Annotated in this window: 17 protein-coding genes and 1 pseudogene; 6 read left to right on the plus strand and 12 right to left on the minus strand. The window is 36.6% G+C overall.

Annotated elements, in window-relative coordinates; translation table 11 throughout:
* Positions 1-168: 168 nt before the first annotated feature.
* Positions 169-1941 (minus strand): SLC13 family permease, encoded by a 1773-nt coding sequence (locus ABD909_RS06010; RefSeq protein WP_345097109.1) that lies wholly within the window; start codon positions 1939-1941, stop codon positions 169-171.
* 347 nt (positions 1942-2288) lie between these two features.
* On the opposite strand from ABD909_RS06010, the gene ABD909_RS06015 reads away from it, so the two are divergent.
* Both ABD909_RS06015 and nhaA read left to right on the plus strand, forming a co-directional pair.
* Positions 2289-3980: a hypothetical protein gene (locus ABD909_RS06015; protein WP_345097052.1), complete on the plus strand. Its 1692-nt coding sequence runs from the start codon at positions 2289-2291 to the stop codon at positions 3978-3980.
* A gap of 151 nt (positions 3981-4131) precedes the next feature.
* Complete coding sequence (gene nhaA, locus ABD909_RS06020) at positions 4132-5481, plus strand: Na+/H+ antiporter NhaA (RefSeq protein WP_345097053.1); 1350 nt, start codon at positions 4132-4134, stop codon at positions 5479-5481.
* 891 nt (positions 5482-6372) lie between these two features.
* Here the strand turns inward: nhaA and ABD909_RS06025 are convergent.
* Together ABD909_RS06025 and ABD909_RS06030 are read right to left on the minus strand one after the other, a co-directional pair.
* Positions 6373-6525 carry a hypothetical protein gene (locus ABD909_RS06025; protein ID WP_345097054.1) on the minus strand — a complete coding sequence of 51 codons (153 nt, stop codon included), beginning with the start codon at positions 6523-6525 and terminating at the stop codon, positions 6373-6375.
* Between the two features lie 551 nt (positions 6526-7076).
* A complete protein-coding gene (locus tag ABD909_RS06030) occupies positions 7077-8333 on the minus strand; it encodes an aspartate kinase (protein WP_345097055.1) in 1257 nt (418 codons plus the stop codon).
* 196 nt (positions 8334-8529) lie between these two features.
* On the opposite strand from ABD909_RS06030, the gene ubiG reads away from it, so the two are divergent.
* Positions 8530-9276 carry a bifunctional 2-polyprenyl-6-hydroxyphenol methylase/3-demethylubiquinol 3-O-methyltransferase UbiG gene (ubiG, locus tag ABD909_RS06035; RefSeq protein WP_345097056.1) on the plus strand — a complete coding sequence of 249 codons (747 nt, stop codon included), beginning with the start codon at positions 8530-8532 and terminating at the stop codon, positions 9274-9276.
* A 7-nt stretch (positions 9277-9283) separates the two neighbouring features.
* On the opposite strand, the gene grxC is transcribed toward ubiG, so the two are convergent.
* Together grxC and ABD909_RS06045 are read right to left on the minus strand one after the other, a co-directional pair.
* Positions 9284-9547, minus strand: a complete 264-nt coding sequence (gene grxC / locus ABD909_RS06040) for a glutaredoxin 3 (protein ID WP_345097057.1) — start codon at positions 9545-9547, stop codon at positions 9284-9286.
* A 48-nt stretch (positions 9548-9595) separates the two neighbouring features.
* A complete protein-coding gene (locus ABD909_RS06045) occupies positions 9596-10381 on the minus strand; it encodes a ComF family protein (protein ID WP_345097059.1) in 786 nt (261 codons plus the stop codon).
* Positions 10382-10566: 185 nt separating this feature from the next.
* On the opposite strand from ABD909_RS06045, the gene ABD909_RS06050 reads away from it, so the two are divergent.
* Complete coding sequence (locus ABD909_RS06050) at positions 10567-11445, plus strand: methyltransferase domain-containing protein (RefSeq protein WP_345097110.1); 879 nt, start codon at positions 10567-10569, stop codon at positions 11443-11445.
* A gap of 11 nt (positions 11446-11456) precedes the next feature.
* Here the strand turns inward: ABD909_RS06050 and ABD909_RS06055 are convergent, their stop codons facing one another.
* From ABD909_RS06055 to ABD909_RS06065, 3 genes are all read right to left on the minus strand, one after another.
* Positions 11457-12809: an L-cystine transporter gene (locus ABD909_RS06055; RefSeq protein WP_345097060.1), complete on the minus strand. Its 1353-nt coding sequence runs from the start codon at positions 12807-12809 to the stop codon at positions 11457-11459.
* 1058 nt (positions 12810-13867) lie between these two features.
* Entirely contained in the window at positions 13868-15241 is a 1374-nt protein-coding gene (locus tag ABD909_RS06060) for a glutamate--cysteine ligase (protein WP_345097061.1), read from the minus strand.
* Positions 15242-15309: 68 nt separating this feature from the next.
* On the minus strand, positions 15310-16053 hold the full coding sequence (locus tag ABD909_RS06065) for a 16S rRNA (uracil(1498)-N(3))-methyltransferase (protein ID WP_345097062.1): 744 nt from the start codon (positions 16051-16053) through the stop codon (positions 15310-15312).
* Between the two features lie 232 nt (positions 16054-16285).
* On the opposite strand from ABD909_RS06065, the gene ABD909_RS06070 reads away from it, so the two are divergent.
* The gene (locus ABD909_RS06070) at positions 16286-16429 is read left to right on the plus strand and encodes a hypothetical protein (protein WP_345097063.1); all 144 of its coding nucleotides are present in this window, start codon (positions 16286-16288) and stop codon (positions 16427-16429) included.
* A 97-nt stretch (positions 16430-16526) separates the two neighbouring features.
* Here ABD909_RS06070 and ABD909_RS06075 read toward each other — a convergent pair whose 3' ends face one another.
* Positions 16527-18407, minus strand: a complete 1881-nt coding sequence (locus tag ABD909_RS06075; protein WP_345097064.1) for an AsmA family protein — start codon at positions 18405-18407, stop codon at positions 16527-16529.
* 320 nt (positions 18408-18727) lie between these two features.
* On the opposite strand from ABD909_RS06075, the gene folD reads away from it, so the two are divergent.
* Positions 18728-19627 carry a bifunctional methylenetetrahydrofolate dehydrogenase/methenyltetrahydrofolate cyclohydrolase FolD gene (gene folD, locus ABD909_RS06080; protein ID WP_345097065.1) on the plus strand — a complete coding sequence of 300 codons (900 nt, stop codon included), beginning with the start codon at positions 18728-18730 and terminating at the stop codon, positions 19625-19627.
* Between the two features lie 56 nt (positions 19628-19683).
* Here folD and edd read toward each other — a convergent pair.
* The 3 genes and pseudogenes from edd to zwf form a co-directional block, all read right to left on the minus strand.
* Positions 19684-21507: pseudogene (edd, locus tag ABD909_RS06085) on the minus strand (phosphogluconate dehydratase).
* A 46-nt stretch (positions 21508-21553) separates the two neighbouring features.
* On the minus strand, positions 21554-22312 hold the full coding sequence (gene pgl / locus ABD909_RS06090) for a 6-phosphogluconolactonase (protein WP_345097066.1): 759 nt from the start codon (positions 22310-22312) through the stop codon (positions 21554-21556).
* A 10-nt stretch (positions 22313-22322) separates the two neighbouring features.
* Complete coding sequence (zwf, locus tag ABD909_RS06095; RefSeq protein ID WP_345097067.1) at positions 22323-23798, minus strand: glucose-6-phosphate dehydrogenase; 1476 nt, start codon at positions 23796-23798, stop codon at positions 22323-22325.
* Between the last annotated feature and the right edge of the window lie 42 nt (positions 23799-23840).

A 23840-nucleotide genomic window follows, 5' to 3' on the forward strand; every position in this document is an offset into this window, starting at 1 on the left:
AATAACAGTTGTTGCACTGGTTACAATTATTCATTGACAAATAACAATGAGAAGGCAATTCATTAAAAAAACAAGTCTTAAGCGAAGCTCTTTGCATAAACTCTATCTTTTCAACTTATTTTTTACGATTAACAAACTTTTGTAATCGATACAGTTTCTAAAAACATTTTATTGTAATGGCCAAATCCACATAAGCATTGGAACAGCAACAATGACTACCAATACCGCTAGTGGTGCACCAAATCGCGGGTAATCACTAAACCGATATCCCCCTGGGGCCATCACAAGCATATTACTTTGATGTCCAATAGGTGTGAGAAACTCACACCCCGCACCAATAGCAACAGCCATCAGAAAGGCTTCAGGTTTATAATGAAGAGAATGCGCAAAACTTGATGCGATTGGGGCTACCATCATCACTGTTGCCGCATTATTTAAAAACGGCGTTACCAACATGGCTGTCACCAACATAAGTGCTAATGCACCAGATGGTGGAAAAAATACTGCCAAATGGCTAAGCCACTGGCCTATGAGATCCGTACATCCTGTCTTCTCTAGCGCCGCACTTACTGGAATAAGAGTTGCTAATAAGACTAATATTTGGCCATCTAACGCTTGATATAAATCACGTGCTGGCAAAACGCGAAAGATAACCATTGCAGCGGCAGCAGAAAAAAAAGAAACAGCAACAGGAACAATATGAAAAGCCGTAAAAATGATCGCTATAAAGAGAATAGCTAAAGAGACCAAACCATGTCGTAAATTACCAAATACGATATTCCGTTTTGCTAAAGGCAAACATTTCAATTCTCGTAACAAATTGGGAATAATCATATCCTGCCCTTGCAAAACAATCACATCTCCAAGATGGAAAATAATATCACCAAGCCTTCCTCGAATTCTTTCATGCTGACGACTTAACGCAAGAAAATTTACATCATAGCGATCAAGGAGTGAAAACTCTTTCGCACTAATACCAATAAGAGGAGAATTATGTGTGATAACGGCCTCAATAATATCAATGTCACTGTCTTTATCACCCGCTGGAATAGTTCGACCAGTAGAAAATTCTAAACGAGCAGAGTTCATCACGCTATCTAACCCTGTATGTGAACCTTCCAGCAAAACAATATCGTTTTCAGATAAAACAAAATCTGGCAGTGGTGAAATAGATATATTGTTTCTGATGATTTGAATCACCATGACATCACCACTTGATGGCTTAACCAAATCAATAATCGTTTTTCCTATAACCGGTGAATTCATTGGAATATAGACTTCTGTAACATAGTTACGAATATCAATAGCATCATCAAACGATACACCTGAACGTATCCGCACAGGTAAAAGCCAAGAAAAAAATACCACATATAATACACCAGCAGTAGCAACAGCTGCCCCAACAGGTGTAAAATCAAACATGGTAAAAGGTACCCCCGCTAGACGCTCTTGCATCGCTGAAATAACGACATTGGGAGAAGTTCCTATCTGTGTCATAAGACCGCCTAACAAAGAACCAAACGCCATAGGCATCAAAAAGACAGACGGAGAAACCTGAGAACGACGAGCAAATTGAAAAGCAATCGGCAGCATGATAGCCAACGCGCCAATATTTTTCACAAACATTGACAAAAACACTACAGAAATAACCAAAAAAGCCAATTGAAGGCGTACTGATTTCACATCTGGCCATAGTCGTTGGATAATAAATTCCATGATACCAGAACGTGATACAGCCGTACTGACAACAAACACACTTCCAACAATAATAACAATATCATTACTAAAACCGCTAAAAGCCTCCTTCGGACTGACAAGACCAACAGCACAAGCAATCAATAATGTACAAATAGCAACAAGATCATAACGGAATCTATCCCAAATAAAAATAATCATCATGAGACCAATGATAGAAAACGCCATTATCTGATCTTCTGTCATGACACCCATCTCTCTCCATTAGATTACAATCACAAAAACACATCTTTTATTTTTTAACTGTTCCTATAAATAGCAGCAAGATAAAAGCTGACATGAAAACACTTTAAAAATAATTTAATGATCAACATCATCATAAACGATAGAGGCTGCCTCATTATAAAATGCTGAAATTAAAGAAAATTGGTGACAGAGAATAAAAGCGTATTGCCAAAAAGACGAGAATGGTTCTACATGTACAAAGCAGGTGAAATGGATAACTGTTTGGTGCATGCCATATCTAAACCTTTATCGTTGCTTAAAAGAACTTGTTTATATTCTCATATCAAGTGAAAGCGGAAGAAGAAAAAATGGTTAATATTAATGGTGCGCATCAGGGAAAACTAAAATACTGGTTAACATGCATTATTGGTTTTTTTGCTATTTTGCTCATCGTTTTTGTCGGTGGTTTTTATATGGCAAAACCCTACCTTAACAGTTTTGTAAAACGAGAAATAGCGCGCCGTTCTATAAAAGCAGAAACATCTGATATCAGCATTATAGGCAGGGTTAATTTGACAAATGTTACACTCCCCGTCCCTGCCGGTGTATCTCTTAAAATTGGTGCTCTTTCTGCGCGCCCCCCTATTTCTTTTATTCCTGGAACTTTTATATTTTATAACGTTGATTTACAGTATAAGAATATCCACGTGAAAGTTCCACAAATTGCTCTCAATAGCCTCTCTTTAAAGGAAAAAGATAGCACACTCACATCACGTCTTTTGCAATCAATTATGCGTATTGAACTTGGCTCTATTGTTGCTCCGGATATACAACTTTCTGTAAAAAATGTGAATGAACAAGTCAAAAAATTGGAAATAAAGAATTTTCAGCTTTTTGATTTTAAAAAGGGGTATATTCGTTCTATTAGTCTCAAAAACATGGGGATAACAGCAATTACTGGAAATGATACTAAACAAATGCACCTTACCGCTAAAAGTGATGCAATAGAAGCACATGATCTCGATATCAATTACGCATACTCTATCATTTTTGGAAAAAACAATTCTATCAATAAAGGGAAAACCGTTACCGGTCCCATTTCTCTTAATAATATCAGAGTCAATATTTTTGAGAATAAAGAAAAAAATGCCTCTTTTTCTCTCGGCCAGTTTAAAACATCTGGTCTAAAAATGAAACCGCTCGAGCAAACGCCTGAAAAATTGATCAAAACGTACCTTAACGCAAGGAAAGAAAATAATCAGGACGCTGAGAAAACAGCACGAAATGGTATTCTTCTAAACACACTGCTTGCTATTACTTCTGCTGATGCTAAGGTTGATCATGTTAGCGTTGATATACCGCAGTTCAAAGCGACACTTGAATCATTCCAATTTGAACCAAGCTTGTGGAAACAGCCTATACCAAAAAAACTGCTTCTTTTTCTAAAAAACTTTTCAATTTTACCTAAAAAACTAGAAGAAAAAGATCTCGATTTGCTCAAAAAAATAAATCTTGAGCGCTTTGATATTTCAGGAAAAGTGGATATTTCTTATGATGATAAAAAACGTATGCTTTTTCTTAATGCAATGTCTTTCAACATAAAAGATGTTGGTTCTGGAAAAATATCCGCCAAAGTGATTGATGTTGATGAAAAACTCTTCTCTGGTCAGAAAAATGTGATGATCGCTGCCTCTCAAAATCTTGGTATCAATGATATTGATATTCGCTATACAGATGCTGGTTTTATTGATAAGCTTTTTTCTTATCTTGCACAAAATCTCGACGATAAAAAACATGATCTCAAAGCAGAACTCTATAACTATTTTTACCTGATGATGACACAAAGCCCAAAACTGCTGTTAAAAAGCCATGACGAAGCAGAAAAAATTTCAAAATCTTTTGGTGACTTCGCTAAACATCCTCAAACATTAGCCATTAAAATTAAAGCGAAAGACAATAAAGGGCTTACGATCAATGATCTTCAGTCTGCCCTACAAAATGATTTGTCCACAGTTTTGAATAAAGTATATCTTGTGGTCAAAAATCAAGCATCGCCTTAAAAAATATATTCCGTTTTAAATTGATGATCTTGTCTATAAATTTAATGGCCTTATTCATCTTTTTTCTTTTGTATGATAGAAGAGAGCTTTCTGTAAAGTAATTTACACAAAGAATATCTATTCGTAAAATTGTCGATAGTTGGAGTTGTTCATGTCTGATTTATCTTCAAATCGCTTGCCTAACCGCGCTTCTCGTGTCACAAATCAAGCTCTTTCCGCTATCGAGCGTTTTCTCCATATTGAAGCTCTCAGTGGTATTGTTCTTTTACTCGCCGCTGCAGCTGCTCTCATTTTTGCCAATTCTCAATATGCTTCTGTTTATGAATCTTTCTGGCATACGCCTTTTGGTTTTAGCTTTGGTCATTTTTCCCTCTCATGGGATTTACATTTCTGGGTAAACGATGCTCTCATGACTGTCTTTTTTCTCGTCGCAGGAATGGAAATTCGACGTGAAATTCATGAAGGCGCTCTTGCCGACTTTAAACAAGCCATTTTGCCGATTGTTGCTGCCATAGGTGGGGTATGTCTTCCCGCAATTATTTATCTCAGCTTGAACTTGAATGGAGGACATACACATGGTTGGGCTGTGCCAACAGCTACAGATATTGCCTTTGCACTAGGTATTTTAGCTCTTCTTGGGAAAAAAGTTCCTTCTAATCTTCATATCATTCTTTTATCTTTAGCAATTATTGATGATATTATCGCTGTTCTCATTATTGCTTTCTTCTATTCCACAAACATTGATCCTAGTGGTCTTATGATTGCAGTAGCAGGGATTGGTTTGGTGCTCTTTTTTCAATGGATTGGACTCGCATCGGCATGGCTGTACATTCTACCTGGTGCAATCATATGGTGGGGATTAATGGCAACAGGTGTTCATCCATCACTTGCTGGCGTGATTTTAGGTATGATGACTCCTGTCTATCCTACCCGCACCCTTGTTGCACCTCTCACTATGCTAAGCAATGCAATGCAAGTTCTTCAAGAAAAAAATAGCAAAACAGATCTGCATCATATCTCAACTGCATTGAAAAAAATGCGTAAAGGGCAACGCGATATGATTGCGCCAGTAACGCGTGTTCAAAAGGCATTGCACCCATGGGTTGCATACGGTGTTATGCCAATTTTTGCTTTTGCAAATGCTGGTGTTAGTTTTGCAAATTTTGATCTTTCTTCTCATGAATCATTCTTGATTGTGCTCGGTGTTGTTATTGGTCTTTTTGTTGGAAAACCTTTTGGTATTATTGCTGCTAGTTATCTGGCAGTAAAATCAGGACTCTGTCGCTTGCCACCTCAGATGACATGGGCAGGTATTTTACTCATTGGTTTTTTAGCAGGGATTGGTTTTACAATGTCTATCTTTGTTTCAATGCTTGCTTTTAAAGATATTATCTTGCTTGACTCTGCAAAAATTGGTGTCCTTTGTGGTTCTGGTCTATCTGCTCTTGCCGGTCTTGGATATGGGGTTATTTACATCAAGCGCAATAAAAAGATTTTATAGTGCTCAATAAAACAAAAAATCATCTGTTCTGTCAGATTGATCTTTTAGCATAACCAAGATTTTACCTACGATCCTTGAAATGGGTGTATTTGCTTGCTCATATATTTTTATCTTATATTCTTGTCGGTTAAATGAACAATTTGAAGAGCTCTATAAAAACATTAAGCGCTATTTTTACTGTTGAGACAAAAGAATATTAAACCTCAAAAAAAAGACGCTGTTATTATTATCGCCTCTACCCTTAGTTTATTCTCTGCACACAAATATATTTCAGCCTGTCTCTACAGATCGTTCTTATATCGCCACGCTTCATATCTAAATTAGGTCATAAAGGAAAATAGATTACAGATAAATTTTTCAATAATAGTTTCATAAGTGGGTATAATTTATTTATCGTTAAAACAAGCATTGTTTATATAGTGTCGTATTTGATTTTGGATTAAAGAAACAGGAACAGTTCGATTAATCTTGACAAATCGTTCGTCTATTTCTGATAAAAGTTGATATACTTCACAAACTTTTTCAACAAATGAGAATTTTTCTTCATATTTTAAGGCCAAAACGCTCCTTTTTTGTAAACGTTTAATAATAGCAGCAAGCGGTAAATGAAGATAAAATGTGATATGATCTTGGAACAGATTGATTTAATTTTAATCAGACTTTCAAGAGAGAAACCTCGAGTATAGAAATAAGCAAGACTAGAATAAACATATCGATCACTGATTAATAAATTTTGTGATGAAGTTAAAGAGGGGTCGATAATTTCAAGTATATGCTTTCATCTATCTGTTGTGGCTCAAAGCGCTAAAAGCAATAAATCAATTGATTTTCCATTCTCTAAATAATCTCTCACCTCTTGATTATTTCTATAACAATAGCTGAGTGAAAAGTTTATATAATATGTTTTTCTTGTGCCCAATGGCGAGAAATCTCTTGTGCTTGCGTGGTTTTTCCACTCCCATCAAATCCACATAGAGCAACAAGAGAACCAGAATATTGCTGCAAAGACCACATGGAATTATAAATATCTTTATTAAGATACATTTTCTCTCTATCCATAATTTACGTCATTTTATACCTCAAATCTTCTTGTTTAAAGAGAAGGTATTTTATCTCCCTACATCAGTGGTATGATATCAAGAGCACTCTCCTCTTTAGTGTGAGAACTTAAAATTTTTATAAATTATTTACAGCCAAAATAACATTTTTAATTTTGAACCAACAAAAAAGAAAAATTTGTAAGCTCTATGATTTTGATTATGAAGTAAATCCCCTTTTCATAACATGCACATGGTGCATTCGTCTTATCCCCCAACACTTATTATAAACAATTTTTCTTTCCTTTTTCTTTATATCTAAACGATTTATAAGAAGCATTTTATGTTGTCTCTTAAATAATTTTTATTCCTGTGCCAATCTTGCTTTTAATACGCAAGAAAGTAGTTTTTTGCTTCATCATAAGAAAATTTTAAAAGAAAGAATTTCACTGTATGAATTCTTCTTATTTAAACTGAACGTATAAATTATGCTTATAAAACAAATCATTCATGCAAATGAAAACTTTACGTTTCTTGCAATTGAGAATTAAAAAATTTTTAACTCTTATCAAGTCCATAAACAGCATGTAATGTTCTCACCGCAAGTTCAGTATAAGCACTATCAATCAAAACAGAAATCTTAATTTCGGAAGTTGTAATTGCTTGAATATTAATACCTTTTTCAGCCAAAGCCTTAAAAGCTGTAGCTGCAACACCCGCATGGCTGCGCATTCCAATACCAATAACAGATATTTTAGCAAGATCACTTTCAAATTGGATAACATCAAATCCAATCTCTTTACGATTTTTCTCAAGAAGTGAAACGGCTTTATGAACATCTGCTGATGGAACAGTAAAAGTCATATCAGTTTTTGAGCCATCTTCAGAAGTATTTTGCACAATCATATCAACATTAATGCGCTCCTCAGCCAAAGGACCAAAGATTGCTGCAGAGATCCCAGGGCGATCTGCAAGCCGACGCAATGAAATTTGAGCTTCATCTTTAGCAAAAGCAATGCCAGTAACATTCTGTTGTTCCACGATTTCATCCTCATCACAAATAAGTGTTCCAGAAGAGTTCATTGGATCATCCATGTCTAATGCATCGGGATCTTCAAAACTTGAGCGCACAAAGGTGCGAACTTTATGAACCATAGCCAACTCAACAGAACGAACTTGTAAAACTTTTGCTCCAAGAGAAGCCATTTCCAGCATCTCTTCAAAAGCCACTTTTGATAAACGACGTGCCTTAGGTTCTATGCGTGGATCAGTTGTATAAACACCGTCTACATCTGTATAAATATCACAGCGATCAGCTTGTACAGCTGCTGCGATTGCAACAGCTGTTGTATCTGACCCACCACGCCCTAAGGTAGAAATCCGATTATCCGGAGCTATCCCCTGAAAGCCAGCAATAACTGCAACCTGACCTTCTTGAAAACGTTGTATTAAAAAAGATCCATCAATATTTGTAATACGTGCACGACTATGTGCATCATCCGTATGAATAGGAATCTGCCAACCAAGCCATGAACGTGCATTCACTCCCATGGCTTGAAGTGTAAGAGCTAACAATCCTGCCGTTACCTGTTCACCAGAAGCAACAATCACATCATATTCGTAAGCATCTTTATGCATTGGTGAAGCATCGCATGTCCACTGAACAAGCTCATTGGTTTTACCGGCCATCGCAGATACCACAACGGCAACTTCATGGCCTGCATCCACTTCTCTTTTAACATGCCGCGCAACATTGTGAATACATTCAATGTTTGCTACAGATGTTCCACCAAATTTCATGACAATGCGTGCCATCAACAATACTCTTAACTTTTATGTTTCTTATCTCAAATAACAATGAACATAAGATCCTACTACCATCTCAATAAATCACTTCTCCACATACAGAATATCTATCATTTGTGCAAGTTTAGTTATACTTATATTAATTCTTCTTGACTTTAAGATAAAATCCACTTGAGTTGATCATTTTAAATAAAAGGAAAGCGATATGATAAATGAAAAACATACCACTATTGATCAAAATGAAATTGATCATTTTTCACGTATCGCTGCGGAATGGTGGAACCCACAAGGAAAATTTCGTCCTCTTCATCAATTCAATCCTACACGTCTTGCTTATATCAGAGAAAAAATCTGTTTAGAATTTAATCGCGATCCTGTTTCACTTATGCCCTTTGAAAATTTGAGAATTCTTGATATTGGCTGTGGAGGTGGTTTGTTATGTGAACCAATGGCACGCCTTGGCGCTACGGTCGTGGGAGCTGATGCGGCACACACAAATATTGAAGTAGCAAAAATCCATGCAGCACAAAGTGGCCTTTCAATCGACTATCGCGTCACAACTGCAGAAGAACTTGCCAAGAACGGAGAGAAATTTGATATCATCCTTAATATGGAAGTTGTTGAACATGTCGCTGATGTTAATCTCTTTATAGAAGCCACAGCAAAAATGCTTAAACCACAAGGATTAATGTTTGTCTCGACCCTCAACCGCACATGGAAAGCATGGGGGCTCGCTATTATAGGTGCTGAATACATCCTCCGTTGGCTTCCCAAAGGAACTCATGATTATAAAAAGTTCCTAAAACCTCAGGAACTTAAAAATTTTTTATTCCAAAATTCTCTCACTGTCATTGATGAGATTGGTATTACTTACAATCCATTAAATGATAGCTGGAATCGTTCAAAAGATATGGATGTTAACTATCTGCTTCTGGCAAAAAACGCGCGATAAGTATGTTCTACAATTTCTGTACGTCTTGTAACAAAGAATTGAGCTTTCCCTCATCTTCTAAAGCATACAGATCATCACAGCCACCAACATGATAATCGCCTATAAAAATTTGTGGAAATGTATTACGCCCATTAGCGCGCTGCACCATTTCTTGGCGAAGAGAAGTTGATGCATCAATATCTGTATATTTGACCCCTTTTTTATCAAGTAAATCACGCGCTTTCGTGCAGTAGGGACAATGAGGACGTGTATAAAGTATGATCTCTTTCATTGTATTATTCTCCAATCTTTTCAAAATAGTTCCCACTTAAAGCTTCTCTTACGAATTAGGAAAGACAGAAGCCTCTTTTAATACACGAGAAAATGTTAGCACATCAACTTGGCGTGCCCCTGCACGTTTTAATGTTGCAGCAGCCGCTGTAACTGTCGCGCCGGTTGTGAAAACATCATCAATTAATAAAATAGAACGCCCCTTTAGATATTTTTTAATTTTACGTGGTACCTCAAAGGCATTCATGACATTCAGTTTTCTCTCCCTAGCAGATAAATTCACCTGCGGACGTGTATGTTGACAACGTACAAGCCAGCCAGGCTTAAAAATTTTCTTCTGCGTTTCTGCAATATAACGAGCAAGTTCCGCAGATTGATTGTAACGCCTCTTCAAAAAACGACGAAAATGCAAAGGAACAGAAATAATAATATCACAATCATCAATAATTTCGCGTCCAGCAGATATCATCCAATTTGCCATAAAAGATGCCAATTCTATATGATCACCATATTTCAACCGTGTTACAAGAACTTGTGCTACCCCTTTATGAACAATAGCTGAGCGAACACGCGAAAAAGGATAAGAACTTTTAAGAGCCTCACCACTGAGAAAGCCATCTCCCATATCACAAACGAAAGGGATGCCCATAACAGGACAATAAGGTTTTGTGATAAATTGCAGGCCTTTCCAGCACTCAGAACAAATCGTACCGCAAGCAGAAACTCTTTGCTTACATCCAGGGCAAATCGGCGGATATAAAATTGCAAGCATGCACTCAATGAGCTTATTTAATGTATTCCCGCCATTTAAAGCCACTTCTTGAAAGTATAACATCGTTAATTTCGGCTTTTATAACTTCCCTATACAAAAATCCTTTTTATATTGTTTAATTTTAATTCCTTTAAAAACCCTTACTTCTTATAAATTTGTTTTTCTTTCACATCATAAACTTGACAGAGCTCGCACAAAAATGAACCTTCTCAAAGTATATGCATTACAAATCGAAAGATCTTAACAATATGTCGCATCCTCTCATCTTTGATCACAACCGCATTGAACAATTCCGCAAACGTGCTTTCCAAAAAGCAAAAAAAGGATATGACTTTTTATTGTCTCACATGGCTGAAGATCTTTATAAGCGCCTCTGTACTGTTGATCGCCTTTTTACTTTAGCTCTGGATTTACACAGCCATACAGATCTTGCCACGCAAGCTCTCCTGAAATCTAGAAAAGTCCATTCCATAGAACGCGTCGAAACTGATATACTTTACCAAAGTCATGATAAAAAATTTCATTTACGTTCCCGAGAATTTCTTGATTTTCCTCAAAATTATTGTGATCTTATCGTCTCACTTCTTTCATTACAGTTGACCAATGATACCCCTGGTGTTCTCAGTCAAATAAAAAATATCCTTAAACCAGATGGCTTATTTCTAGCTGTTATGGCAGGGGCTGGTACACTCACAGAATTACGTGAATGCCTCCTACAAGCTGAAGTTGAAATTTATGGTGGGGCGAGTCCTAGGATCTACCCTTTTGCCGACATTCGCGATGCAGGGGCTCTTTTACAGCGTGTTGGTTTTGCCCTCCCTGTAGCAGATATTGAAGATATTACCATACGCTACAATACCATGTTCGATCTCATGCATGATCTTAAAGCTATGGGCATGCAAAACGCACTTATCAATCGCTCACGACGCCCTGTATCCAAACGATTTTTTCTTCGTGCCGCTGAAATCTATGCACAACGATTTAGCGATCCTGATGGCCGTATTCGCGCACATTTTTCTTTCATTTGGCTCTCTGGTTGGGCACCCCACCCAAATCAGCAAAAACCTATACAGCCAGGATCGGCACAAATATCCCTTGCAAATGTTCTACAATCCAAAAAAACATAGCCTGATAAAAATTATTTTTCAAAAACACTTTTATCCGTTGTCCGTAGCATCTGACTGGTTATGGTCCCAGCCAACATTGAATCACTTACATTCAGGGCTGTACGCCCCATATCAATGAGAGGTTCAATAGACATAAGTACTGCGACCAAAGAAACAGGAAGCCCCATAATAGGCAATACTATTAATGCCGCAAAAATAGCACCACCACCGACACCTGCAACACCAACAGAACTCAATGTTACAACGCCAACAAGAGTAGCAACCCAAGCAGGATCAAAAGGGTTAATTCCCACGGTTGGTGCTATCATAGCAGCAAGCATTGCTGGATACAGACCTGCACAACCATTTTGTCCAATTGTTGCTCCAAAAGAAGCTGAAAAACTCGCAATGGATTTTGGTACACCAATCCATTGCGTTTGTGCTTCAATATTCAAAGGAATACTTGCAGCACTTGAACGGCTACTAAAAGCAAATGTCAAAACTGGTAAAACCTTTTTGAAAAAACGAAAAGGATTAATTCCTGATATGGCAAGTAATATACCATGAATTCCAAACATAACGATAATACCAACATAGGAAGCGATAATAAAAACCAATAAATTTAAAATATCTGCAACGTGCGAAGATGCTCCCACCTTCGTCATGAGTGCCAAAATACCATAAGGCGTCAAAGCAATCACAATACGGACTAACCGCATAGTCCAAGCTTGTGCCACTTGAATAAATAAAAGAGCTTTTTCTCCTTTTTCTGGATCATCTTTCTTCAAAAGAAGAACTGCAGCCCCTAAAAATGATGCAAAAATAACAACACTGATAATTGATGTCCGCTTGACTCCACTTAACTCAGCAAAGGGATTCTTAGGAATTAAGGACAAAATCATCTTTGGAACACTCATTCCAAGTTGAGAAATACGATCTCCAAGAACAGCAGAAACATTTTGCCCTTCATGTACCAAACCAGTTGCTGTTAATCCAAAGGTATAAACAACCAAAATACCAACCAACGTTGAAAGAGCCGTGGTAAAGAGCAATATTGAAATAGTCATTATACTCATTTTGCCAACAGCATAAACAGAATGTAAATGAGCAACTGCTGAAACGATAGAAACAAAAACCAATGGCATAACAATCATTTGTAGTAATAAGATATAACCATTACCAACAATGTTAAACCATTCAATGGATTTTAATAAAGTTTCTTCACCTTCCCCATAAACAATTTGCAAGATACTCCCAAAAATCAAACCAATGATAAGCCCTAGCATCACACGTAGTGAAAGACTCCATTTCATTCTCTTACTTTGGGCAAGCCATAACAAAAAAATAACAAACAGAAATAAGTTGATGAAAAAATTAAATGCCATTGTTTATGCCCACTATTGTTATGATTGACATTGAAGAATATGCACAATTAAAAATCAGTGCGTGATATTTGAAAATGAAATATAAAGCTTACAACGCTTTTACGAAATCATTATTTTTTTAATTTATAGGCTAAAAGAGAAATTTTTATCTACTAATCACAGTTTAAAGAAGATAAAAAATTAAATGAAATGATTGCTCTTTTACCCATAAAAGATAATAGTTTTTATTGTAATTTAACCTAAGAAAAAATTTCAATATATCTTATTATATGAATAATGTTAGCATTTTCTTTTTTTATGTAAAACAATAATCCTTTTCTTAGCTATGCATAATTTTTTAGACAACTATATGATTTATTTTCTTAATATAATCTCGAATTATTATTGATAAAATTATGATAAATATTTTTAAACTATTTTATTATTACTTTTCTAAAATACATATTATTTTAAAATTACATATATTTAATTTAAAATATCTATTATCCATTTTTTGTTTTCATAAAATATTCTTTCTAGACGGTAAAATACAAATATAAGAATTCTGGTATTTATATAGCCTATTGAAACCGTAGAGAGAGTTATTATCTTGCACTTTTGCTTATTCTATACTTTGAATGAAGGCACGTTCTCACTAAAGATAAAACTGTGCAAAATAGACCATATTGTGTTGTGAATTCACATGCATATTTAAAAACAATACTTCTCAATACTGTAAAGGCCTATCTCATAACAGGACTTGAACAGTAAAAAGTAAAAATTTTTGCGCATATACACTATTATCTTTGCACTTAATGAAGATCAAGTCGGTACCATCATACTATTTACCTTTCAAAAGATCGCACACCCCTTGATAAATAACAATATTTACGAAATTGCTCATGCCTTTTATGAACGCTCTTAAGTAAGAGCAGATATATAAATTTTTGATTGAGTACAAATCATGATAAAACTGATTTGTACTTGCAAGATGGCAATATCCAATAAACTCGTATTATTCACATTCATGGATGATCAAGAAATGGGATTGAAAATAAAAGCAGTTTTGTGCTGTAAAATTAATAGGCACATTCTAAAAATATGGGCTCCACATTACCACTCCAAATGGAATGATAAAGTGATAAAAATCTATCCGCATCTGTTTGCCCCATTGCAATGACTTCTTCTAAGGGAACCAAAAAATTTGTTTCATCTAAACCATTAGCATCATATTGTCTGCGATTTTTTAAGCCCTTACGTGAAATAGCAACGACTTGACGGGCTATTTCTAAAATGATGGTCTGGCGAAAAGGCGTTCTTAATCCTTCTTTAGGAACACGTTCACGCATTTCTAAAACTTCTTCAAAACACCAATCTTTTGTCAAAGCTTCTGCTTCATTAAGCGCTTCACTATCATAAAGCAGTCCAACCCAAAAAGCTGACAAAGCACAAATACGCTTCCAAGAGCCACAATCAGCACCTCTCATTTCTAAAAATCTTTTTAAACGTACCTCAGGAAATAAGGTCGATAGATGATTAATCCAGTCTCCCATATTGGGAACTGAATTGGCTACCTGCCCTCTTAATGCGCCATTCATGAATTGACGAAATGTTATATGTGTACAATCATAATAATGATTATCACGCACGACAAAATACATTGGTACATCAAGTGCCCATTCAACGTAATCAGCAAAACCAAAATGCTCAGAAAAAACAAAGGGAAGAACTCCAGACCTCTGATTATCAGTATCGCACCAAATTTCAGAGCGCCAAGATAAAAAGCCATTTGGCCTCCCTTCCGTAAAAGGTGAACTGGCAAATAATGCTGTCGCAATAGACTGCAATTTCATGGATACTTGCATTTTTCGTCGCATATCAACTTCAGATGAAAAATCAAGATTAACCTGAACAGTCGATGTGCGATACATCATATCAAGACCACTATGACCAACTTTAGGCATATAATCAGCCATAATCTGATAACGTGATTTCGGCATTCGCGGAGTTTCCGCTAAAGTCCATTTTGGACTAGCACCCACTCCAAGAAAACCAATACCCAATGGTTTTGAAATTTTCTTGAGGAGCGCTAAATGCTCCATTACCTCATAATAAGTATGACTAATGGTTTTTAGTGGCGCACCAGATAATTCAAACTGCCCCCCAGGTTCCAAAGAAATGGCACCTTGACCAACTGCTCCTATAAGCCCAATAATATTTCCCTCATCTACAATAGGTTTCCACCCTAAAGCTTCTTGCATTCCCTCTAAAAGTGCACGAATTCCTTTTGAACCGTTATAAGGAACAGGGCGAAAACCATCTATATAGAATGGAAATTTTTCATGTTCTGTACCAATACGCCAATCATGTTCTGCTTTACACCCCCCTTGGAAATAGCTAACCAAGGAATCTAAGTTATAAATTTCACTTTCATCATTTATATCAAGCGCCATAACTTATTGTATCCTATCATCAGTTACATCATTTTAAATGAATCATTTAGAATAATTTTACGAGCTTCTCAATGAATTGACCAATCCTCCATGGTAACATTAAGAAGAGCCAAAGCAGCAACCGCTGCAGTGTCAGCACGTAAAATACGCGGTCCTAAAGATATCGGAATCACAAAAGGATGCTTTTTTAAAAAGTTCCGTTCTTCTTCACTAAACCCACCTTCTGGTCCAATGAGAACACCTGGCGCTATAATTTCGTACTTTTTCAAAAGAGGCAATGGATTACATAATTGATGTGCTTCATCACAAAAAAACAAAGGTTGTGTTATATTCCAACCTGCTAAAAGCTCCACTAAGGAAGTAGCTGCTACACATTTAGGAAGAGATAAAATACCACACTGTTCAGAAGCTTCAATAACATTAGCCTCCATACGCACCATATTAATACGCGTAACCTGTGTATGATGCGTTATAACAGGCTGCAAAATCGATACTCCCATTTCAACGGCCTTCTGCACCATATAATCTAAACGCGCATTTTTGAGTGGAGCAAAACAATAAACGAGATTCGAAGGTGTCGTTTGCAATCTTTCTTGATGAATAAGCCGGACCACAACAAATTTTTTCCCAACGGTGATGAGCTTCGCAAGCCATTCACCATCCTGTCCATTAAAAAGTAAAATTTCTGCTCCTTCTTGCATCCGCAAAACACGTACAAGATAAGAAGCTTGTGCTCCCTCTATCTTTATTTCTTCATTCAAAGCAAAAGACTGCCGAATAAATAATCTTTTAAGTTTATAATTTATGCGCATAACAAAATCATGCCAAAATTCATTATAATCATCAAGAAAATGAAAAAAAACATATAACAAAAAGAAAAAATTATATCTATAGAGCTTCCACATATCAAAGAATTATAGGTTTTTTTAAATTTTATGAGATAATAGTTGGAACCAATAGAATTTTAAGTGATTCTGCTTTCATAAAATTTGATGATAATTCACCATTGCATTCAGTTATTGATTGCATGATTGGAGGAGAAATATGTCTGCTAAAAAAGCTACAATTATTACTATCACAACTCTCTTGGCCTTTATTCTGATTACTGTAGGGATTGGCTCCGTTGGAGCAGATGGAAAGCACACAATCTCTACAGATGGCTATGGTATTTCTTCTAAAATTCAATAAGCACTAACCAATTTATTTTTAAAAATTCTATAATAACATCTTATGTTTTAGTAATTTTCTAAAACTCTCAACCAATGTTAAAAATGAAGAATGATGATTAATTTGCATCGATATCTTTTTTAACCCAAAAATGACCACGAGCCTGTCCTTTGGAGCTAAGAGAAAAAGTTAGAGGCCGTGTAAGGCTATTAGCAAGGCATTGGACATCTTTACATAGGATTTCTGAGCTGTATTTTTTTTGCAATTTTGCCTGTAATGTAATCTCATTTTGCCAATCTTGCATGACAGCAGATGCAATTATTCCCCATATGGATAAACGCCAATTTGCTGTATGCATCAATGATTCCTTTACCTTTATTGTACCTTCTGAAAAGCTTGTTTGAATATTCCAACTCTCAAAAGCTGTTGACAATGTATTATCACTCGTTAAAAAAAATTGTTCATTTTTTGCAAGTCTTTTCTGTAAATCATTCAAATCATATCCTAATAGGCAGCCAGAAGACATATTCAATGCTAATTCACCTCGCATTCTCGCAAAGATTTCTGACCAAGAACGAGCAAGTGTTTGTACTGTCATGGTGAAATTCGCTTTGCTTTGTACAAATGGAATAATCTTTAAAGCTTCCGAAACACTCTGTATATCAATAGCAGTCCCTGTAGCACGTCCTTCAAGTCGCACTTTCTGACCAGCTGGTGTAATTTCAATATTGCCTTGAAGAGATCCACCCAAAATATTGGCATGTCCAAGATCAAAAATACCATGCCCATCTCTTATTTGCATCGCAATAGCTAAGTTTGTAAGCGCAATATTGCTTAATTTGGCTTGTGGTGCAGAAAGGCGTACATCCACCCCAATACGATCAAAAATTGCCATATCAAAGAATGGATTTTTCTCTTTAACTGAAAAAAATACTGGTCCAAAGAGGCCAAAATCTAGATGATCAAATGCTAACGATCCTATTACAATTGGCACATAATCGTGAAAATCAAGTTCTAAAGCTCCACGCGCCTTTGCTGTACCCATCCTAAATGTAACATTATTCATTTGGATATGCATTGGCCGTGCTAAAAAATGAGACTCCCATACAATAGGCGCTTTTAATCTATGCCCCCAAAACTGATTGCCTCCAATCCAAGAGAGTGTCTGATTCCATCCTGGAGAACGCATCGACACTTTCCCATCAAAAATATAATATTCAGATAATCGTGCCTGACCTACAAAGGTTATACCACCACGCACTGAATTAAGACTTGCCTTAACTTGGCTTTTTCCTCCTGCTAAAAGCAGTAATGCTTGATCAGCATCAATGGATAATTTTGTCAACTCTCCACGCCAACGAGCATTTGCACGAAATTGGGCTTCTTTCGTTAGCTCTGGCCAATCTAAAGTAGCATTTAATCCTGTTATTTTTTCTGCTACACTAGAAATACTATCATGATAAACAACGACACCATCCTCAATCGTAATCCGTCCAAAAGGTTGATTCAAAAGACGCTCTATATCAGGATGCTCTGGGTTTTTCTTCAATATTTCACGAGCATTGCTTATCGCTAATCCTAATGCACCTTGTGAGCGTGAAAATCTATCAAAAAAATCCGCTACTGTTTTAACTGGTTTTTCCATAATAAATTGGGGACGGACAATCCGCGTCTCTGAAAAAACAACATGTCCCAAAAAAAGATCTATCAAAGAAAGATCAACTTCTATGGATTCAGCCTCCATAAACGGGATAGTATGATTTATTTTTGATGTTAAAGTAACACCAGAAAGATATGCTTTAGGATAAGGAAATAAATTCAATCGCGGAGGATCATGCAATTGTACATTATAGCCTGTCCACGCACTCAAATCATGTGCTAAGCGAATACGAATCGTATCCGTAGACACAAGATAATGTAAAATGACAATACCAACTCCAAGTAAAAAAATAATTGTAATAAAAATTCCGCTCAAAAATTTTATTATTCTGGCGTACACAACCTTCCTCTACACTTTCACCCCTGTAAAAGATTAAAAGATAACCTCAATGATCTAAAAAACTTTTTATAATTTAAAATTTTATTCTCTCTCATTTCATAACTTCATGATTTTTGTCTCTTATCTAAAATTTACTCAAACAGCAATGTTGCTGCTTTTTTACAAAGCAATTATTTTAAAAGCTTCTAAAAATTATAGAATACATAAACACTATCGAATTACTCTTACCGTTCTTATATGAATATCACTATAAAACTCTGTTGTATTGTCAGCAAATGCTTTACAAAAAAATAAACAGCCCTATCGAAAGGATCTCTCTCATGAATCATATTATTGACGGAAAAAAGCTCGCTGAAGAGATTATTGTCAAAGTTAAGGCTGAAACAACAAGACTTTACAATCACTATAATGTACGACCTGGTATTGCAGTTATCATTGTCGGAGATGATCCCGCAAGTCAGGTATATGTTACATCAAAGAGCAAAAAAGCTGAACAGTGTGGTTTTTTTTCAATCAAACATATGCTTTCAAAAGAAATACAAGAACAAGAACTCCTCCAACGCATTGCAACATTAAACTCTGATCCTAAAATTCATGGTATTTTGGTGCAGCTTCCCTTGCCCAATCACATAAATACAAACCGCATAACACAAGCTATTGCTTTCCAAAAAGATGTAGATGGTTTTCATTATATCAATGTAGGAAAACTAGCCGCCAATGCCTTTGAGGATGCCATCATTCCTTGCACACCAGCTGGTGCCATGATGATGATTGAACAACAATGTGGACAAGATTTGTCGGGTCTTGATGCTGTGGTTATTGGTCGCTCTAATATTGTGGGAAAACCTATGGCTGCCCTTTTAACAGCAGCCAATGCTACGGTAACGATAGCCCATAGTCGTACTCGTGACCTTGATGATGTATGTCGTAGTGCCGATATTTTAGTAGCAGCTATAGGACGCCCACAAATGATTAAAAAAGATTGGATTAAAAAGGGGGCTATTGTTATTGATGTAGGTATTAATCGCATTCCAGCTCTAGAAAAAGGTCCAGGGAAAACGCGTCTTGTTGGTGATGTTGATTTTGAAGAAATAAAAGAAAAAGCTGCTGCCATTACTCCTGTTCCAGGAGGGGTTGGACCTATGACGATTGCCATGCTTATGGTAAATACACTTAAAGCAGCTGCTCGAGCACATAATCTACCCGTACCAAAATTTTAAAAAATTTTATAAATCTTGATTGTGGGCAAATTACTTTCGTTTTTTGGACACTTTGCTCATAACATAAAAATAGATGCCCTCTGATCTGCACGTTTAACGCAAAGGCGAAAAACACGAAAGAGCTCACGCCCAACACCGTATTCATTCTTTGAAAGATCAAGATGGCTAATTATACGCGCACTAAATTTTGACAAATCTTCCAAAAGAGTTAATTTACCCACATACGCATCAAGACAAACAATATCATCATCTTGTAAACGCGCAAGAAGACCATTATTTAAAGCTTCTCGTATCACATGAATTGCAGCGGAAATTTTTCCTGAAGCGTCTGAAATACAACCATCGGTCACCAGTACGACCTTTTGTCCTTGATCTTGTAAAACACTTAAAATTGTCGTTAATTTATGGAGCTCTGGCATCCCATTGGCTTTTGATTCTTGATAACACATAACGGCAATAAAGTCTTTGTTATTCAATGCTCCAGATTTAAAAGTCTTGTGTAATTCTTCTTGATCATTAAAGACAAAAACTGGAGCCTCAATACGGCAGTGTTCAAATTTGACTGATGAAACTTTTATAATAGCTGTTCCCAAATCTCCCAACAAAACACGGATACCACCATCAGGTTGAAACGGTTTTCTCCATCCTGCTAATACCTTATGATTACCACTTTGCTTAACAGCAGGATCACGCACTATACGACCATCAGAATCAAACTTTACATCAATTACGTAAGCATTGAGATCTGTACCAAAAACTGTAAAGATGTCTTCATGCACTAAGCCTGCCTCAATAAGTTCGCGAATGACAAATCCTATACCATCGGCTGCATGAAAATGATTTATATCGGCCAAACTATTAGGATAAATTCGTACTAACAAAGGAACTCTTGATGAAATTTCTGCAATATCATGCCATGTTAATTGAATACCGCAGGCAGCTGCCATAGCAATCAAATGAATCGCATGATTGGTAGATCCGCCTGTTGCATTTAACCTTACAATAGCATTCACAAAAGAACGCTCATTAACTATCATACCAAGTGGCCTATAATGATCACCAATAGCTGTCATTTCAAGTACACGCTTCTCGTGGCTTCCCTTGTTAAAGCATCACGGAATGGTGTATTGGCATTAATGAAAGCGCTTCCTGGCATCTGTAACCCCATTATTTCTAGTATCATCTGATTTGAATTAGCAGTTCCATAAAATGTACATGTTCCTGGCCCGTGATATGAACGTGTTTCTGATTCCAACAAGGTTTGTCGATCTATCTTATTTTCCGCGTAAAGTTGGCGTATTTTTGCTTTTTCATCATTACCTAGACCACTGATCATGGGGCCTGCAGACACAAAATTCTTGGTAAGTGACCAAATGTTAATGCCCCAATCATTAAAGCAGGTATAATTTTATCACAAACTACAAGATATAGTACAGCATCAAACATATCGTGTGATAAGCTTATAGCCGTTGCCATTGCAATCATCTCACGTGAAAAAAGAGAAAGTTCCATCCCCGCATTCCCTTGTTTACACCATCACACATAGCGGAAACACAACCTGCTACTTGTGCTACACCACCAACTAAGCGCGCAGCTTCTTTAATTTAAGTGAGGGAAAGTTCAAAAGGTTGATGGGCTGAAAGTATATCGTTATGGGCAGTAATAATATCAACATTCCCAGCAATATTACCCTTCAAACGCTTTTTGTCTTTTGAACCATAAGTCGCTAAACTGTGGGGTTGATTGGCATATTTTAAAAAACTCCGCTTAGGACGATTTTCTTGCATCTTTGCAATACGATCTAAATAAACTTCTCGCATTGGTAGAGAGCGTTCATGAATTCTTCGTAACACAGTGGCAATTGTCTTTGAAAGTACCATGTTTATTCCCCCTTTCATTGAACAATTCCATCATAAGTTAGAGAGATTACATACCTACTCCACTTGTCATATGTTCTACTTCATTTATTTCATTTTCATTTGGAGACCAATAAACCTGAACAAGATGATGGGCATTGCGTAAAACCGCACGAATAGGCATTTCCATATCAGGTCCATCCTGACAAACCTTTTTAAAACAATCGCGTTTCTGAAAACCTTCAAAATGAAGAATAATACAACGAGATTGCATTATGACCGGCAGCGTTAGTGTGAGTCTTGGCTCAATAGCGCTTTTTACATGAAGTGGTAAAACCAGTGCCTGAGTTTGAAGATCAAGCGCTTGCTTCAAACGATCAGCATCAGGAAAAAAGGAAGCTGTATGACCATCAATCCCCATTCCTAAAATAATAACATCAAAGGGCTTAGGCAAAGTATTGATACGGCTGGCTGCAGAAAAAGCTGCAAGCTCAACAGTGAGTGCCTTATGATAAAGTCCTACAAAACGTGCTTTAGTGGCAAAATTTTGTAACAAATAACGCTGTACCATATATTCATTTGATCGCTCATGATGTGCAGGTACAAAGCGTTCATCAACTAAAGTGATGATAATATTTTGCCAGTCAATATCAGCCTTTGACAAATAATGAAAAAATAATTCTGGTGTTTTACCACCAGAAACCACTAAAACTGCGCGCTTGCGCTCCAGAACAGCTATACTAAGCTCTGCTGCTACACGATCAGCCAACGCTAAAGCAAGATTCTTAGGGGTTTCAAAATTTAAACGGTCAATATTCATTCCATGCATACTTATTGCTCTAAACTAAGTTATTCCATATACGCCTATCACGTTCCATCAAAACTGTCGAAGCAGATGGTCCCCATGAACCCGCACTATATTCATAAATAGGCTGCTTTATTGCTTGCCATCCCTCAAGAATAGGGTCAATCCAACGCCAAGCCGCTTCAACCTCATCACGACGCATAAAAAGTGTTTGATCTCCGCGAATAACATCCATCAATAAGCGTTCATAAGCATCAGGATTACGCTGAGAAAATGCAGATGCAAAACTCATATCCAAGGGGATATGACAAAATCGCATACCACCAGGGCCCGGATCCTTAATCATTAACCATTGTTTAACACCCTCATTAGGCTGGAGACGAATAACAAGCCGATTAGAAAAAATCTCATCCGAATCTGCATTAAAAATATTATGTGGAATGGATTTGAAAACAATCACAATTTCAGACATTCGCATGGGCATACGCTTACCAGTTCGTAAATAAAAAGGCGTATCTGCCCAGCGCCAATTATTAATCTTCACCTTCAATGCTACAAATGTTTCGCTTCTACTCGCTTTTTTTCCCAAATCATCAAGATAAGAACGTATAGAAACACCATTCAATGTACCAGCAATATACTGTCCACGCACAGTATGTTGCTCTACATTATGTATATCAAGAGGTGTTAAAGAATGCAAAACTTTCAGTTTTTCATCACGCACAGCATTTGCTTTATTCGTAAATGGTATTTCCATCGCCACCAAACAGAGTAATTGCAGCATATGGTTTTGCACCATATCGCGTAGCGCACCTGCATTCTCATAATATTCTGCACGCCCTTCCAAACCTAAAGATTCAGCAACTGTTATTTGAACATGATCAATATAGTTGGAATTCCATAACGGCTCATAAAGTGTATTAACAAACCGTAATGCCATCAAATTCTGAACTGTTTCCTTGCCAAGATAATGATCAATGCGAAAAATTTGATCTTCATGAAATACTTTTGCAAATATGTCATTGAGTTCAGCAGCTGTTTTTACATCATGACCAATAGGTTTTTCAATAATAATGCGTGTTTGCTGAGTGATAAAATCATTTTGCCCTAATCTCATCGCAATATCAGCAAAAAGTGGCGAACCAACTGCTAAATAAAAAGCGCGAATGTTAACTGAATCTTTTGACAGCACCAGAGCAAGATCTTGCCACCCTTGATGTGAAGTAATATCAACAGAAACGTAAGTTAGACGTGCAAGAAAACGATAAAGTTCAATTTGATTGAGATCTTCCTTATGAACATGTTTTTCTAAAGAAGCGCGAACAAAGTTTTGATACTCCTCATTACTCCATGCAGAACGTGCGACCCCAATAATACGCGTTGGCTCACTAAATTGCCCAACACACTGACAATGATAGAGAGCAGGTATAAGTTTGCGTGCTGTTAAATCGCCATTACCACCAAAAACAATACAATCAAAGGGAGAGACTGGAATAATTTTACTTACCATGAACTTATCTCTCTTCTCATTCACGTATAAAAACTAAAACAA

Origin of the sequence: Bartonella acomydis, from assembly GCF_039543025.1 — a bacterium.
Classification (GTDB): domain Bacteria; phylum Pseudomonadota; class Alphaproteobacteria; order Rhizobiales; family Rhizobiaceae; genus Bartonella; species Bartonella acomydis.

Excerpts from the sequence above, each read along its gene's own strand:
- ABD909_RS06065 (WP_345097062.1), bottom strand. The coding sequence starts at position 16,053 with ATGCGCATAAATTATAAACTTAAAAGATTATTTATTCGGCAGTCTTTT.
- ubiG (WP_345097056.1), top strand. The coding sequence starts at position 8,530 with ATGATAAATGAAAAACATACCACTATTGATCAAAATGAAATTGATCAT.
- grxC (WP_345097057.1), bottom strand. The coding sequence starts at position 9,547 with ATGAAAGAGATCATACTTTATACACGTCCTCATTGTCCCTACTGCACG.
- ABD909_RS06050 (WP_345097110.1), top strand. The coding sequence starts at position 10,567 with ATGTCGCATCCTCTCATCTTTGATCACAACCGCATTGAACAATTCCGC.
- ABD909_RS06015 (WP_345097052.1), top strand. The coding sequence starts at position 2,289 with ATGGTTAATATTAATGGTGCGCATCAGGGAAAACTAAAATACTGGTTA.
- ABD909_RS06070 (WP_345097063.1), top strand. The coding sequence starts at position 16,286 with ATGTCTGCTAAAAAAGCTACAATTATTACTATCACAACTCTCTTGGCC.
- zwf (WP_345097067.1), bottom strand. The coding sequence starts at position 23,798 with ATGGTAAGTAAAATTATTCCAGTCTCTCCCTTTGATTGTATTGTTTTT.
- ABD909_RS06055 (WP_345097060.1), bottom strand. The coding sequence starts at position 12,809 with ATGGCATTTAATTTTTTCATCAACTTATTTCTGTTTGTTATTTTTTTG.
- ABD909_RS06010 (WP_345097109.1), bottom strand. The coding sequence starts at position 1,941 with ATGACAGAAGATCAGATAATGGCGTTTTCTATCATTGGTCTCATGATG.
- ABD909_RS06045 (WP_345097059.1), bottom strand. The coding sequence starts at position 10,381 with ATGTTATACTTTCAAGAAGTGGCTTTAAATGGCGGGAATACATTAAAT.
- nhaA (WP_345097053.1), top strand. The coding sequence starts at position 4,132 with ATGTCTGATTTATCTTCAAATCGCTTGCCTAACCGCGCTTCTCGTGTC.
- ABD909_RS06030 (WP_345097055.1), bottom strand. The coding sequence starts at position 8,333 with ATGGCACGCATTGTCATGAAATTTGGTGGAACATCTGTAGCAAACATT.
- ABD909_RS06060 (WP_345097061.1), bottom strand. The coding sequence starts at position 15,241 with ATGGCGCTTGATATAAATGATGAAAGTGAAATTTATAACTTAGATTCC.
- folD (WP_345097065.1), top strand. The coding sequence starts at position 18,728 with ATGAATCATATTATTGACGGAAAAAAGCTCGCTGAAGAGATTATTGTC.
- pgl (WP_345097066.1), bottom strand. The coding sequence starts at position 22,312 with ATGCATGGAATGAATATTGACCGTTTAAATTTTGAAACCCCTAAGAAT.
- ABD909_RS06025 (WP_345097054.1), bottom strand. The coding sequence starts at position 6,525 with ATGTATCTTAATAAAGATATTTATAATTCCATGTGGTCTTTGCAGCAA.